Origin of the sequence: Pantoea phytobeneficialis (assembly GCF_009728735.1) — a bacterium.
GTDB lineage: Bacteria > Pseudomonadota > Gammaproteobacteria > Enterobacterales > Enterobacteriaceae > Pantoea > Pantoea phytobeneficialis.
Map to the genome: position 1 here is coordinate 2,324,571 of NZ_CP024636.1, position 14,597 is coordinate 2,339,167.

Sequence of the window (14,597 nt, forward strand, 5' to 3'; positions counted from 1 at the left end):
AGCGAGGCAGCTAAAAAGCCCTTCGCCATCAACTCTTAACTGGAGTATGGGAATATTCCTGGGATCACGCAAAGCGGTAAAGTAAAAAATGTGTACTAATTCGCATTTAACAACTAACAATGAAAAAACATGTGACCGATGTTTCATTTACATAAAATTAATCTAATTTTTGAGCTACCAATGGCGCTAAGCAACGGCAAAAAAAACAAAGGGTGCCCAATGGGCACCCTGTTAACATAATGAGTTTACAGGCTATTTGAAGGGTAACTTGATATCACGGAACATCGCTTCGATATCTTCGTTGGAGCGCAATGCCACCGCAGTATCCACCACATCGCGGGTCAAATGCGGTGCGAAACGTTGAATAAAATCATACATATAGCTTCGCAGGAAAGTGCTACGTCTGAAGCCAATTTTTGTCGTGCTATTGGTAAAGATCTCTGATGCTTCAATGCGTACCAGATCAGGGTCAGAAACCGGATCTACCGCCATGCTGGCAATCACCCCAACCCCCAGCCCCAGACGGACATAGGTCTTAATGACGTCAGCATCGGTTGCAGTAAACACAATACGCGGCGTCAGCCCCGCACGATTAAACGCCGTATCCAGTTCAGAACGCCCGGTAAAGCCGAAGGTATATGTCACCAACGGAAACTCCGCCAGTTCCTCTATCGTCACCTGCGCTTTGCCTGCCAGCGGATGGTCTGGCGTCACGACAATCGCACGATTCCAGTGATAGCAAGGCAGCATAATCAGGTCATCGTAAAGATGCAGCGCTTCGGTGGCGATGGCAAAGTCAGCATTACCTTTTGAAACTGCTTCCGCAATTTGCGTCGGTGAGCCTTGGTGCATATGCAGGGAAACACGAGGATAGCGTTCAATAAAGCCTTTGATTACACCGGGAAGCGCATAACGTGCCTGGGTATGGGTGGTGGCGACGTATAAAGAGCCTTTATCAGGCCAGGTATGCTCACCCGCCACCGATTTGATGGCATCCACTTTTGATAACACTTCACGGGCAATGCGGATGATTTCCTCACCGGCTGGTGTCACCTGCGTCAGGTGCTTACCGCTACGGGCAAAAATCTGCACCCCCAGCTCATCTTCCAGCATTCTGACCTGCTTACTGATGCCCGGCTGCGACGTATATAAGCCTTCTGCCGTCGAAGAAACATTGAGGTTGTGATTGACCACTTCAACGATGTAGCGCAACTGCTGCAATTTCATAGTTATATCTTCCCGGTAGGCGACAGAGGAGCAATCCCGGCGAGCGTATTTTCGCCTTGAGCGAGGTATTCAGGGAAAGCGTGTCAGCGAAACGTAAAATCTATAACCACTATATCAGTTAAAGAAAGAATGTAGAACGATTAGCTATAAGGATGGTGAAAAGGCCAGCTGACGCTGGCCTTGGGGGGATTACTTCTTCGCTTCCTGCCAACTGCCATCGATATAGAAGGCAGACCAACCGGTCGCTTTGCCCTCTTTCTCCGAAGCAACATACTGTTGTTTCGTTTTACGGCTAAAACGCACCATGGTTTTGTTGCCTTCCGGATCGGCTGCCGGCGCTTCCGCCAGGTACTTCAGTTTCTCAGGCAGGCGATCGGCGAAACGCTGCAACTCTTCCACCAGTGGTGCACGGGTTTCGCGTGATTTCGGGAAGGTGTTGGCTGCGAGGAACACGCCAGCAGCACCGTCACGCAACACAAAATAAGCGTCTGACTTCTCACACGGCAGTTCTGGCAACGGGACCGGATCTTCCTTCGGCGGTGCCACTTCACCATTACGCAGGATTTTACGGGTATTTTTACACTCGTCGTTGGTACAGGCCATGTACTTACCAAAACGCCCCATTTTCAGGTGCATTTCCGAGCCACATTTTTCACACTCAACAATCGGGCCGTCGTACCCTTTGATACGGAACTCACCTTGCTCGATCTCGTAGCCGTCACATTCCGGGTTATTACCGCAGACGTGCAACTTGCGCTGATTATCAATCAGATAGCTGTCCATCGCGGTGCCGCATTTCTGGCAACGACGACGGGCGCGCAACGCGTTGGTTTCGGCGTCGTCACCTTCCAGCACGTTGAGTACTTCATTTTCCGGGATCAGGTTGATGGTTTGCTTGCAACGCTCTTTCGGCGGCAAGGCATAACCTGAACAGCCAAGGAACACGCCGGTGCTGGCAGTACGAATCCCCATCTTACGTCCACAGGTTGGACAATCGATAGATGTCAGCACCATCTGGTTCGGCTGCATGCCGCCCTCTTCCGGTTCTTTTTCCGCCTGGTCCAGCTGCTGGCTAAAATCGCTAAAGAACGAATCCAGCACGCCCTTCCATTCAGCCTGATTATTCGCGACCTGGTCGAGGCTGTCTTCCATATGGGCTGTGAAATCGTAGTTCATCAGCTCGCGGAAGTTTTCTTCCAGACGATCGGTCACAATCTCACCCATCTTCTCGGCATAGAAACGGCGGTTTTCTACCCGCACATAACCACGATCCTGGATGGTCGAGATAATCGAAGCGTAGGTCGAAGGACGACCAATACCGCGTTTTTCCAGTTCACGTACCAGCGAAGCTTCGCTGAAACGGGCTGGCGGTTTGGTGAAATGCTGGCTTGGCAGCACTTCTTTGAGATCCAGCACATCACCCACGTTTACCGGTGGCAGCGTCAAATCTTCATCATTTTTACGCAGCGCGGGCATCACGCGCGTCCAGCCGTCAAAACGCAGTGTGCGTCCTTTGGCTTTCAGTTTGAAATCACCTGCGCCAACGGTCAGGGTGGTGGAATCATACTGCGCCGGTACCATCTGACAGGCGACAAACTGACGCCAAATCAGCTGATACAGTTTCTGCGCATCTGTTTCCATATCTTTAAGTTGGTCTGCTGCCACAGCCACATCAGAAGGACGAATCGCTTCGTGCGCTTCCTGCGAGTTATCTTTGCTGGCGTAGGTATTTGGCGCATCCGGCAGATATTTGGCACCGAAGTTTTTATCGATATAACCGCGTGCCATAGCAATGGCATCCTGACTCAGGTTGGTGGAGTCAGTACGCATATAAGTAATGTGGCCCGCTTCATACAGACGCTGTGCCATCATCATGGTTTTCTTCACCCCGAAGCCGAGACGCGTGCTGGCCGCCTGTTGCAACGTGGAAGTGATAAAGGGCGCAGAAGGTTTGCTGCTGGTCGGTTTGTCTTCACGGTCCAGTACGTCGTAACGCGCTTTTTGCAGCAACGCCACCGCGGCATAGGTTTGCTCGCGGTTAACCGGACGGAACGCCTTGTCACCCTGATGAGTCACCTGCATAGCCAGTGCATCACCTTTCGGCGTCACCAGGTCAGCATCAACTTCCCAGTATTCTTCCGGAACGAAGGCTTTGATTTCACGTTCGCGCTCAACCACCAGGCGCACTGCCACCGACTGCACACGTCCGGCAGAGAGGCCTCGGGCGATTTTTTTCCACAGCAGCGGAGAAACCATATAACCCACCACGCGGTCCATAAAACGGCGCGCCTGTTGGGCATTAACACGTTCGATATTCAGTTCGCCAGGCTTCTCAAACGCCTGACGAATCGCATTTTTGGTGATTTCGTTAAACACCACGCGGCTGAAACGCTTGTCATCACCACCGATCACTTCCCGCAGGTGCCAGGCAATGGCTTCCCCTTCGCGGTCAAGGTCGGTTGCGAGATAGATATGGTCAGCATCGGCAGCCAGGCTTTTTAGCTCAGAGACCACTTTCTCTTTGCCTGGCAGAATTTGATAATCTGCCTGCCAGCCATGCCAGGGATCCACGCCCATACGGTTGACCAGCGCGGCTTTTTCGTCTTTTTTGACCTTTTTGCCAGCCGGTTTCGCTTTTTCCCCATCGGCAGTTTTACGGGCAGTTGAACCACTGGTCGGCAAATCACGGATATGACCGACGCTGGATTTCACCACGTAGTCATTACCGAGGTATTTATTGATTGTTTTGGCCTTTGCCGGGGACTCAACGATGACGAGTGCTTTACCCATATGTACCTTTACCTAATTGAAACGTCCTGATAAACGGGAGAGGATTGAAGACCCTAAAACCCAATGGGTTCAATATTGCTGCCACTGTTTCACTTTTCAAGGCAACCGGGACAATCTCAGGTCAGATTGCATCGACTTATGCAACTTTATGATTAGGAGCGAGTTTTCCATCTGACAATATCACACATCCCAGTGTGATCTCCCTGAAATCTGAATCGCCCACACTCTACCTGATAAAATCCGTTACGCAACTTAATTAGCATCCTGGTTAATTTTGCGCCAACTTAACACTCCCGCGCGGGTTTGCACCTTATGCTCACTGGCAAGTAATATAGAAGGAGAAAAGAGGCTGTCAAAAAAGGAGTGAATAATGTCAGCATTTACGGAATCCATTTCGCGCCAGGCGTTACTGGAAAAGGCCAATCAACTGATCAAAGAACACGATGATTATTTTGCCGGTATGGAAGCGACTGATGTCATCCAGCAACGCGATGTGCTGGTGTTTCGCGGCCCGTTGTTTCTCGATAACGACGAGTTACCGACCGCCAAAACCACCGCGGTATTTAACGTGTTTAAATACCTGGCTATCACCTTCTCGTCCCAGTATCACCTTGAATAAAACGGCTTATCAGCTGTGATACGTAGCAGCGCGATAAATCGTGCCGCTACGTATGTGCTTTACAGCAGCGGCTTATTACCACGCTGCCACATTTTCAGAATCAGTCGTTCTGCGGCAAGACTGGCGCTATGGGTCATACGATCGATCATTTTACGTTTGCGCGCATAATGCACACCCAGCACGGTGAAGCGTTCCATCTGATTGATAATCAGCGCATCGCTGGTGCCAATCTCATCCACCAGCCCCAGTTCCAGCGCCTGGCGCCCGTACCAATGTTCACCCGTAGCGACTTTTTCCACATCCAGCCCTGGGCGCATCTGATGGACAAAATTTTTGAACAGCAGATGAGTTTCATTCAGGTCTTCACGAAACTTGTCACGCCCTTCATCGGTATTTTCACCGAACAAAGTCAGGGTGCGCTTATATTGCCCGGCGGTATGCAGTTCAACATCAATATCGTTTCGCTTTAGCAGGCGATTAAAATTAGGGATCTGCGCCACTACCCCGATTGAGCCGATGATTGAGAAAGGTGCGGCAACGATACGATCGGCCACGCACGCCATCATATAACCGCCGCTGGCCGCTACCTTATCTACCGCTGCTGTCAGCGTCAGGCCAGCATCGCGCAGACGTTGCAGCTGCGAAGCCGCCAGGCCGTAGCCGTGCACCACACCGCCCGGGCTTTCCAGCTTCAGCAGCACCTCATCGCCAGGCGTTGCCACCGCCAGCACAGCGGAGATCTCTTCACGCAACGAACTGACTTCTCCGGCGTCCATGCTGCCTTTAAATTCCAGCACGTAAAGCGTCGGCTTTTCGGTCTCCGTCACGCCTGTTTTCGCCTGTCGTTTGGCGAGTTTGGCTTTTTGTTTCTCTTCTTTTTTATGTTGCTTCAACCAAACTTTTTGCGCTTGCGGTTTCATCTTCGCCAACTGCAAATCTTCTTTCATCTGGCGGTAGTCTTCATCCAGATGGGTTAAGCGCAGCTGACCACCGCTGTGACGTTTCCGCATCGCCGCATTGAGCACAATCAGAACAATAGCTGCGATCGTCACCACTAAGGTGACGGCCTTGGCCAGAAATAATCCATAACTGGAGAGTAAATCCATTCTGCCGCCTTATTAAACAGTGAATTACAAACAAAGCCCGAGTTTACCCGCTTTAGTGGCATTCGTCGCCTGAATTGCCCGCGGGTGGCACAGAAAGCGCGGTTGAGCGATTGCGCCAGACCGCAAATTAAGGCATAAAGCCAAAAAACCTTCTGACCTGTGCAAAGGACATCGCTGTGCATTATCAACCGAAAAGCGATCTGCTTGAAAACCGTATTATCCTGGTAACCGGCGCTTCAGACGGTATTGGCCGTGAAGCCGCGTTAACCTATGCGCGCTATGGCGCGCAGGTGATCCTGCTGGGGCGCAACCCGCACACCTTGCAGCAAACTGAACTGGCGATTAATCAGCTGCAAAAAAAACCGGCATCCACCCTGCTGCTGGATTTTGCCCATGCCACGCCTGAGAGCTGCCAGCAACTGGCGCAACAACTGGCACAGCAAGTGCCGCGCCTCGACGGGGTGCTGCACAACGCGGGCATCCTCGGTGAGATTGTCCCCCTGGCAGAGCTGGAGCCGCATATCTGGCGTCAGGTGATGCAGATTAACCTTGATGCTACCTTCTACCTCACTCAGGCCCTGCTGCCATTGCTGCTGAAATCCGATGCCGGATCGCTGATCTTTACCACCTCGAGCGTCGGTCGCGTTGGTCGCTCCGGTTGGGGGGCGTATGCGGTATCGAAATTCGCCACCGAGGGGATGATGCAGGTGCTGGCAGATGAATACAAAAACCGCCATTTACGGGTGAACTGCATCAATCCCGGCGGCACCCGCACCAAAATGCGCGCCAGTGCCTTCCCGCAGGAAGATGCCAGCCTGCTGAAAACCCCGGCGGATTTGATGCCGTTGTATCTTTATTTAATGGGTGATGACAGCCGCCGCAAGACTGGCATCAGTTTTGATGCTCAGCCAGGACGCAAACCCGGACCGGCCAGCGCATGAGTGAACAACGACATCAACAACGTCAGCAGCGTTTGAAAGAACAGGTTGATGCACGCATCAAAGCGGCGAATGAGGTGCGCGGCATTCTGATGGTGTTTACCGGCAATGGCAAAGGCAAGACCACCGCCGCGTTTGGCACAGCCCTGCGCGCTTGTGGTCACGGTAAAAAAGTTGCTGCTATTCAGTTCATTAAAGGTGAATGGCCCAACGGCGAGCGTAATCTGCTGGAACAGCACGGAGTGGAATTCCAGGTGATGGCGACCGGCTTTACCTGGGAAACCCAGAACCGGGCGACCGATACCGCCGCTTGCCAGCAGGTGTGGCAACATGCAAAACGTATGCTGGCGGATCCGCAACTGGATTTAGTGATTCTGGATGAGATCACTTACATGGTTAGCATGGATTATCTGGATCTGGATGAACTGGTCGCCGCATTGCAGCAACGGCCCGCGGGACAGAGCGTGATCATTACCGGCCGCGGCTGCCATCGCAGCTTAACCGAGCTGGCGGATACCGTGACGGAAATGCGTCCGGTGAAACACGCCTTTGATGCCGGGATTCAGGCCCAGCAGGGTATTGACTGGTAAAAAAGACGCCGGGCTGGCGTCCTTTTTATTCTCAGGCGCCGCGTTTGCTGCTACGGCGTGGTGAGTTGCTCACCTGGCTGTGCCGCTTCACCGCACGGCGGATCTGGTTGGCTTTGGTACGACGGCGATCTTTCTCCACCGCAACTTTGGTCACCGTCTCTTCCGGCATCCCCACCAGGGTACGCAGATAGTTCACCGCCGGTAATTCCAGCTCCATCCAGCCACCGCGCGGCAGCCCCTTCGGCAGTTGGATATCACCATAACGCACACGCATCAGGCGGCTCACCTGCACGCCTACCGCTTCCCATAAACGACGAACTTCACGGTTACGTCCTTCGGTCAGCGTGACGTTGTACCACTGGTTGATCCCTTCACCACCTGCAAAACGCAGGGTTTTGAACGCAGCAGGACCGTCTTCCAGTTGCACGCCCTTGCTCAGTTGACGAATTTTATCGTCGCCCACTTCACCGAACACGCGCACGGCATATTCACGCTCGACTTCACGGCTGGGATGCATCAGGCGGTTCGCCAGTTCCCCGTCGGTGGTGAACAGCAGCAAGCCACAGGTGTTCACGTCCAGACGGCCAACGGCAATCCAGCGGGAACCGCGCAGGCGCGGCAGACGATCAAACACCGTCGGACGACCTTCCGGATCGTTACGCGTACAGAGTTCGCCTTCAGGTTTGTAGTAGGCTAACACCCGGCATACTTCGGTGGTGGATTCAGCGATGGACACCAGATGCCCATCGATGCGGATTTTCAGGGATTTGTCGCTTTCGATGCGATCGCCCAGCGTCGCCAGTTTGCCGTCAACGCTGACGCGTCCGGCTGAAATCATGGTTTCGATTTCACGGCGCGAGCCATGACCGGCGCGCGCTAACACTTTCTGTAATTTCTCGCTCATTGAGCAGCCTCGTTGTCGCCTTCCCAGGCGTCGTGGTAAGAAGGTACAGATACAGGGATTACCAGTTCCCATATCGGAATTCGGATTAACCGCCAGACCTTCAGGCGGCCCGCGATTTTACACTAAGCATAGCAGCGTTAAAACCTTTTACTTTTCTGCCGATAACAATGGTCGCGCAGATTTCCATCACCCTGGGGTCAAAAATCCCATCCATTCGCCAGACTAATAAATCACATTCTGCGCTACGCAGCGACTTTGACTCAACCCTCTGAATTTTTGTCTTTTTAGCTTAAGACTTTCCTGGCTTAAACCGACCTCACTTAAACAAACTGATACATTAGCCAGACTCAAGGCTCATATCGCAGCAGAGCTATCTGTACTTATGATAAAGTGCCATTTCAAAGACCAAGCCTTAAGGCAAAAACAGGATAAAACTCCACTCAAAAAGGTTAAGTAAGTTTCGTAAGCGCATTAAATGTAAATCCTCAGCCAAATAATATCGTGGATTGGATTATATCTATATTTTCCGATTTATTTGATAAAGGTTAAATTTCTGAATTGTTCTGAATTAAAAATTGTGTAAAATTTGAGCCTGAAATCCAGTGCATCGTAAAAATAAAAAAATTAAGCCTTACTTTTTATTATCGATTTACCAACAAATCATTAACGAGCACTGTGAAATTTCATTGATATTATAAACCGGCGCGCGCGGGAGCTGTTGCGTTAATTCATTCAGGTACGAATTAAACTTGCATGCCAAAAATCTTCACCAGGGATTTTGCCGGCATGCCTGAATAAAGATGACTATTATGAGAACGTCACTGCTTTGGCCTGCGCTCGCCGCGCTGGCACTGAGCGGTTGTTCCGTGGGCCATACTGAGTACAGCCGTGCGGCGCTGCAACACGTTGATATGAGCGTGACCGGCATCCCGACTGTACTGGGTTTAGGTGTCCTTGGCACAACCATTCCCTTAACGCCAGAATACAGCCTGACCGCCGCGCACGTTGCAACCACTGCCGTCCAGCGTGTGAAGGCTTATCATCCGTATTGTGATGTGGCAATTATTTATCACAAGAACGATCCCAGTACCCTGGTTAAATTCCGCAAAAGCAACATTGGCGAACCGATTAAGATGTACGGTTACAGTTTTGTTTCTGCCATGCCAGTGGAATCAAGTGGCGTTAATTTAGCGCGCACTGCAATTAACAATCGCTGGAATAAAAAACCTTGTGTCGCAATGGCAACCAATGCCGGTGTTGTACAGGGAATGTCGGGCGGCGCGGTTTATAATGCAGACCAGACGATGGCCGGCGTTATTGTCGGCTATAGCCACCGGATTGATAATATTCGTAGCGGTCAGGCAGTGTTGAAAGATGTGTCGCTGTATATTCCGTACGGTGAATTCAGGAGCTGGCTGGAGAGAAATATTGGTCAGACACCCGACAGCGCGCCTGACCACACATAATTACTGGAACGGGCGAATATCGCCCACCCCTTCACGCACGATGACCGGAGCATCGCTGGTGAGATCGATAACCGTGGTCGGCTGCTGTCCCAGCGTGCCGCCATCGATGATCAGATCCACCAGCTTGCCGATGCTGTGCTGAATCTCTTCCGGATCGGATTCGGTGAAATCGTTGCCTGGCAGCATCAGCGAGGTCGACATCATCGGTTCGTTGAGCGCTTCCAGCAGTGCCAGAGCCACCGGGTTCGACGGCACACGCAGACCAATGGTCTTACGTTTGTCGTTCATCAGGCGACGCGGCACCTCTTTGGTCGCTTTCAGAATAAAGGTGTAGCTTCCCGGCGTGTTGTTTTTAATGATGCGAAACGCCGAGTTGTCCACCTGTGAATAGGTCGAAAGCTCCGATAAATCACGGCACATCAGGGTAAAGTTGTGATGCCCATCCAGCTGACGAATGCGGCAAATACGCTCCATGGCATTTTTCTCTTCGAGACGGCAGCCCAGCGCGTAACCGGAATCGGTCGGATAGACAATCACCCCACCTTTGTTGAGATAGTCAACCGCCTGGTTGACCAGACGCGGTTGCGGATTTTCCGGATGAATATGGAACAATTGACTCATAAAAACCTCATATCACCTGTCGCTGGGGTTCAGCTCAGGCGCAAGCACGGGAAAGCGTTCCCAGATCGGTTCCACACCGCCTGGTAACCACAGCTTGCGACCCAGTTCGATCCACGGACAGGGTTGGTGAAAATCAGATCCCTGCGACGCTGCCAGCTGATGTTCGCGGGCATACGTTGCCAGCTGGCTACGTTCGTTTGGTGCCTGCTGGCATTGCGCCACTTCCATTGCATCGCCACCTGCATCCGTGAAATGGGCGATCAGTCGTCTCAGCCATTTGCCGGAAAGACCGTAACGTCCGGGGTGTGCCAGCACGGCAAAGCCACCAGAATCATGAATTGCATCAATGGCTTGTTTAATTGTACACCATTGCGGAGGCACATAACCGGTTTTCCCACGCGCCAGGTAGTTCTTAAACACCTGGGCAAGGTTATCCGCTTTCCCGATTTCAACCAGATAGCGGGCAAAATGGCCGCGCGTGATCACCCCACCCTGTGCCAGACGCTGCGCTCCGTCCAGCGCACCAGGAATTCGTGCGCGCTCCAGCCGTTCGGCGATCAGCAGCGCCCGTTGCTCACGGCAGTGATGTTGCTGCGCCAGGAATTGGGTCAGTGCCAGATGCTGGCAGTCGACATGCAATCCGACAATATGGATTTCATGATTTTCCCATAACGTTGAGGCTTCCAGCCCGGCGACCACTTTAAGCGGCAAGTTCTGCTGCGCTACCGTTTGTTGCGCTTCCGCCACCCCGGCAACGGTATCGTGATCGGTAATGGCGAGCACGCCGACACGCATCTCCACTGCACGCTGCACCAGCGCCGCAGGGGTCAGCACGCCGTCAGAAGCCAGCGTATGGCTGTGTAAATCGTAAAGGGGAAAACGGGGAATGTCCGACAAGGATAGCTCCAGCAACTGCATAAACCGGCAGGCATGATACCGATTTTGCCCTTAACTGAAAAAGGGTATTGACTTTTTTCAGCCGAACCAGTTAACTAGTACACAAGTTCACACGTAACGGGTATTTAATCATGGCTGTTGTTCACACGCATTCAAATGGTTGGTGGCGCGATGTTCCCGAACACGGGCGACGTCGTCGTGCACAACTTGCGTAAACGCTGTGCAGATACCTGAGCCCGCCACCGAGCGGGCTTTTTTTTGAGCTAAATTCAGAGAATTCATCATGCCAAATGCGAAACCTACATTGAAGTTGATTACCGGCACCGCGCCCTATCGCGAAGATCCGGCCGCAGTGTTTCATCAATTATGCGGCGCACGTCCGGCAACCCTGCTGCTTGAATCCGCCGATATCGACAGCAAACGTAACCTGAAAAGCCTGTTAATCGTGGATAGCGCCCTGCGTATCAGCGCTACCGGCAATGTGGTCACTGTTCAGGCACTGTCTGAGAATGGCCGCTCATTGCTGGCGCTGCTGGATGAAGCATTACCGCAGGCGGTGCAGATTGCTGTACGTCCCGATGGCCGTGAGCTGCACTTCCCGCAACCCCAGGATTTACAGGATGAAGATTCGCGCCTGAAAGCGTTGTCGGTGTTTGACGCGTTACGTCTGATTCCGCAACTGGTGCAAAGCCCGGAGGAAGAGCGTGAGGCGATGTTCCTCGGTGGATTATTCGCCTATGACCTGGTGGCCGGTTTCGAAGAATTACCTGAGCTTCGCAATGATCAGCGCTGCCCGGATTACTGCTTCTATCTGGCAGAAACCTTGCTGGTGATTGACCATCAGACGCGCAGTGCTCGCCTACAGGCCAGCCTGTTCTGCCCTTCCACCAGCGAGTTCCAGCGTCTGCAAAGTCGTGTCGAACAGTTGCGTGGACAGATGACACAGCCCGCACCCGCCTTGCCGGTGCAAACCGTAGAACATATGGCCCTCAGCACCAACCAAAGCGATGAGGTCTATTGCAACGTGGTGAGCCAGATGCAGGAAGCCATTCGCATTGGTGAGATCTTCCAGGTGGTGCCATCGCGTCGTTTCTCGTTGCCTTGCCCGTCACCGCTGGCGGCCTATGACACGCTGAAAAACAGCAACCCCAGCCCGTATATGTTCTTTATGCAGGACCAGGATTTCGCGCTGTTCGGTGCCTCGCCGGAAAGCTCGCTGAAATACGATGCCACCAGTCGTCAGATTGAAATCTACCCAATCGCCGGTACACGCCCGCGTGGCCGTCATGCCGATGGCTCGCTGGATCGCGATCTGGACAGCCGTATCGAGCTTGAAATGCGTACCGACCATAAAGAGCTGGCCGAACATCTGATGCTGGTCGATCTGGCGCGTAACGATCTGGCACGCATCTGTGTGCCGGGCAGCCGCTATGTCGCCGATCTGACCAGCGTTGACCGCTACACCTATGTGATGCATCTGGTTTCCCGCGTGGTGGGTACGTTACGTCATGACCTGGATGTGCTGCATGCCTATCGTGCGGTGATGAACATGGGCACCCTGAGCGGCGCGCCTAAAGTGCGTGCCATGCAACTGATTGCCAACGCCGAAGGCACCCGTCGCGGCAGCTATGGCGGTGCGGTCGGTTACTTCACTGCGCACGGCGACCTCGACACTTGTATCGTCATTCGTTCTGCCTGGGTGGAAGATGGCGTCGCCACGGTGCAAGCCGGTGCCGGTATCGTGTTGGATTCTCAGCCTCAGGCGGAAGCCGATGAAAGCCGTAATAAAGCCCGCGCGGTGCTGCGCGCGATTGCCACCGCCCATCACTGCAAGGAGATTTTCTGATGGCCGATATCCTGCTGCTCGATAATATCGACTCCTTTACTTACAACCTCGTTGATCAGCTGCGGACCTTCGGCCACAACGTGGTGATCTACCGTAATAACCTGCCAGCGGAGCTGTTGGTTGAACGCTTACAGCAGATGGAAAACCCGGTGCTGATGCTGTCTCCCGGACCGGGCGCGCCGAAAGATGCCGGTTGTATGCCGGAACTGTTGCGCACCCTGCGTGGCCGCCTGCCGATTATCGGTATCTGCCTCGGCCATCAGGCGATTGTTGAAGCCTATGGCGGCCAGGTAGGTCAGGCCGGTGAAATTCTGCATGGTAAAGCGTCCTCCATTACCCATGACGGGATTGGCATGTTTGCCGGTCTGAGCAATCCCCTGCCCGTCGCGCGCTATCACTCACTGGTGGGGAGCAATACCCCAGCCGAGCTGACGGTGAACGCCAGCTACAACGGCATGGTGATGGCGGTACGTCACGATGCCGATCGCGTATGCGGCTTCCAGTTCCATCCTGAATCTATTCTGACCACCCAAGGCGCACGTTTGTTAGAGCAGACGCTGGCCTGGGCGCTGGCGAAGTAATAGGGAGATAATGATGCAAGCTATTCTGGAAAAACTTTATCAGGCCCAGACGCTGACTCAGGCAGAAAGCCATCAGCTGTTTAGCGCCATTATTACCGGCCAACTGGAACCGACCCAACTGGCGGCTGCGCTGATTGCCATGAAAGTGCGTGGCGAGCGCCCGGAAGAGATCGCCGGTGCTGCGTCAGCGCTGCTGGAAGATGCCAAACCCTTCCCGCGCCCGGATTACACCTTTGCCGATATCGTTGGCACCGGTGGTGATGGCAGCAACAGCATTAATATCTCCACCGCCAGCGCCTTTGTTGCGGCGACCTGTGGCCTGAAAGTCGCCAAGCATGGCAACCGCAGCGTATCGAGCAAATCCGGTTCGTCCGACCTGCTGGCGGCGTTTGGCATCAATCTGGACATGCCGCCAGAGCAAGCGCGCCAGGCGCTGGATGATCTGAACGTCTGTTTCCTGTTCGCGCCGCAATATCACAGCGGTTTCCGTCACGCGATGCCGGTACGTCAGCAACTGAAAACCCGCACCCTGTTCAACGTACTCGGTCCGTTGATTAACCCGGCGCGTCCACCGCTGGCGGTGATCGGCGTGTACAGCCCGGAGCTGGTGCTGCCGATTGCCCAGACGTTGAAAGTGCTCGGCTACCAGCGCGCCGCCGTGGTGCACGGTGGCGGAATGGACGAAGTGGCGTTGCATAGCCCAACCCAGGTGGCGGAGTTGCGTGACGGCGAAATTACCGGCTATCAGCTGACGCCAGATGACTTTGGTTTCCGCTTCCACGACAAAGAAGCGCTGGCGGGCGGTACACCGGAAGAAAACCGTGACATTCTGACGCGTTTACTCCAGGGTAAAGGCCAGCAAGCGCACGAGGAAGCCGTTGCGGTGAACGTGGCGATGTTGCTGAAAGTATTTGGTAATGAAGATTTGCGTGACAACGCACAACGCGCCATCACCGCCATTCGCAGCGGTCAGGCCTATGAACGCGTTGTCGCACTGGCAGCGAGAGGATGA

The 14,597-nt window shown here is 53.5% G+C and carries 11 protein-coding genes, 1 pseudogene and 1 other annotated feature; of the genes and pseudogenes, 6 read left to right on the forward strand and 6 right to left on the reverse strand.

Annotation, left to right across the window (positions count from 1 at the left end):
• Nucleotides 1-252: 252 nt before the first annotated feature.
• Nucleotides 253-1,227, reverse strand: coding sequence for an HTH-type transcriptional regulator CysB (gene cysB, locus CTZ24_RS10800; protein ID WP_021183095.1), 975 nt, complete (start codon nucleotides 1,225-1,227; stop codon nucleotides 253-255).
• A 189-nt stretch (nucleotides 1,228-1,416) separates the two neighbouring features.
• The gene (topA, locus tag CTZ24_RS10805) at nucleotides 1,417-4,017 is read right to left on the reverse strand and encodes a type I DNA topoisomerase (protein ID WP_021183094.1); all 2,601 of its coding nucleotides are present in this window, start codon (nucleotides 4,015-4,017) and stop codon (nucleotides 1,417-1,419) included.
• 370 nt (nucleotides 4,018-4,387) lie between these two features.
• Here topA and CTZ24_RS10810 point away from each other — a divergent pair, with 370 nt between their 5' ends.
• The gene (locus CTZ24_RS10810; RefSeq protein WP_021183093.1) at nucleotides 4,388-4,636 is read left to right on the forward strand and encodes a DUF2498 family protein; all 249 of its coding nucleotides are present in this window, start codon (nucleotides 4,388-4,390) and stop codon (nucleotides 4,634-4,636) included.
• A gap of 59 nt (nucleotides 4,637-4,695) precedes the next feature.
• Here the strand turns inward: CTZ24_RS10810 and sohB are convergent, their stop codons facing one another.
• Nucleotides 4,696-5,742 (reverse strand): protease SohB, encoded by a 1,047-nt coding sequence (sohB, locus tag CTZ24_RS10815; RefSeq protein ID WP_208723513.1) that lies wholly within the window; start codon nucleotides 5,740-5,742, stop codon nucleotides 4,696-4,698.
• 176 nt (nucleotides 5,743-5,918) lie between these two features.
• Here sohB and CTZ24_RS10820 point away from each other — a divergent pair, with 176 nt between their 5' ends.
• The gene (locus CTZ24_RS10820; protein WP_208723514.1) at nucleotides 5,919-6,683 is read left to right on the forward strand and encodes a YciK family oxidoreductase; all 765 of its coding nucleotides are present in this window, start codon (nucleotides 5,919-5,921) and stop codon (nucleotides 6,681-6,683) included.
• Nucleotides 6,680-7,270 (forward strand): cob(I)yrinic acid a,c-diamide adenosyltransferase, encoded by a 591-nt coding sequence (gene cobO / locus CTZ24_RS10825; protein ID WP_208723515.1) that lies wholly within the window; start codon nucleotides 6,680-6,682, stop codon nucleotides 7,268-7,270. Before CTZ24_RS10820 ends, cobO begins: the two co-directional genes overlap by 4 nt.
• A gap of 31 nt (nucleotides 7,271-7,301) precedes the next feature.
• Here the strand turns inward: cobO and rluB are convergent, their stop codons facing one another.
• Nucleotides 7,302-8,174, reverse strand: a complete 873-nt coding sequence (gene rluB, locus CTZ24_RS10830; protein WP_021183089.1) for a 23S rRNA pseudouridine(2605) synthase RluB — start codon at nucleotides 8,172-8,174, stop codon at nucleotides 7,302-7,304.
• 809 nt (nucleotides 8,175-8,983) lie between these two features.
• Here rluB and CTZ24_RS10835 point away from each other — a divergent pair.
• Entirely contained in the window at nucleotides 8,984-9,640 is a 657-nt protein-coding gene (locus CTZ24_RS10835) for a serine protease (RefSeq protein ID WP_208723516.1), read from the forward strand.
• On the opposite strand, the gene CTZ24_RS10840 is transcribed toward CTZ24_RS10835, so the two are convergent.
• Together CTZ24_RS10840 and rnm are read right to left on the reverse strand one after the other, a co-directional pair.
• Nucleotides 9,641-10,261, reverse strand: a complete 621-nt coding sequence (locus CTZ24_RS10840; RefSeq protein WP_021183086.1) for an L-threonylcarbamoyladenylate synthase — start codon at nucleotides 10,259-10,261, stop codon at nucleotides 9,641-9,643. It lies immediately after the preceding gene.
• A 12-nt stretch (nucleotides 10,262-10,273) separates the two neighbouring features.
• On the reverse strand, nucleotides 10,274-11,158 hold the full coding sequence (rnm, locus tag CTZ24_RS10845) for an RNase RNM (RefSeq protein WP_302474890.1): 885 nt from the start codon (nucleotides 11,156-11,158) through the stop codon (nucleotides 10,274-10,276).
• A 155-nt stretch (nucleotides 11,159-11,313) separates the two neighbouring features.
• Nucleotides 11,314-11,418 (forward strand) — a sequence feature (Trp leader region).
• A gap of 23 nt (nucleotides 11,419-11,441) precedes the next feature.
• Here rnm and CTZ24_RS10850 point away from each other — a divergent pair.
• Together CTZ24_RS10850 and trpD are read left to right on the forward strand one after the other, a co-directional pair.
• Nucleotides 11,442-13,004, forward strand: coding sequence for an anthranilate synthase component 1 (locus CTZ24_RS10850; RefSeq protein WP_208723518.1), 1,563 nt, complete (start codon nucleotides 11,442-11,444; stop codon nucleotides 13,002-13,004).
• Nucleotides 13,004-14,597, forward strand: a pseudogene (gene trpD, locus CTZ24_RS26705) (bifunctional anthranilate synthase glutamate amidotransferase component TrpG/anthranilate phosphoribosyltransferase TrpD). Before CTZ24_RS10850 ends, trpD begins: the two are co-directional and overlap by 1 nt.

Bases quoted from the DNA above. Each gene is read 5' to 3' on its own strand.
- cysB (WP_021183095.1), bottom strand. From the start codon at position 1,227: ATGAAATTGCAGCAGTTGCGCTACATCGTTGAAGTGGTCAATCACAAC.
- topA (WP_021183094.1), bottom strand. From the start codon at position 4,017: ATGGGTAAAGCACTCGTCATCGTTGAGTCCCCGGCAAAGGCCAAAACA.
- CTZ24_RS10810 (WP_021183093.1), top strand. From the start codon at position 4,388: ATGTCAGCATTTACGGAATCCATTTCGCGCCAGGCGTTACTGGAAAAG.
- sohB (WP_208723513.1), bottom strand. From the start codon at position 5,742: ATGGATTTACTCTCCAGTTATGGATTATTTCTGGCCAAGGCCGTCACC.
- cobO (WP_208723515.1), top strand. From the start codon at position 6,680: ATGAGTGAACAACGACATCAACAACGTCAGCAGCGTTTGAAAGAACAG.
- rluB (WP_021183089.1), bottom strand. From the start codon at position 8,174: ATGAGCGAGAAATTACAGAAAGTGTTAGCGCGCGCCGGTCATGGCTCG.
- CTZ24_RS10835 (WP_208723516.1), top strand. From the start codon at position 8,984: ATGAGAACGTCACTGCTTTGGCCTGCGCTCGCCGCGCTGGCACTGAGC.
- CTZ24_RS10840 (WP_021183086.1), bottom strand. From the start codon at position 10,261: ATGAGTCAATTGTTCCATATTCATCCGGAAAATCCGCAACCGCGTCTG.
- CTZ24_RS10850 (WP_208723518.1), top strand. From the start codon at position 11,442: ATGCCAAATGCGAAACCTACATTGAAGTTGATTACCGGCACCGCGCCC.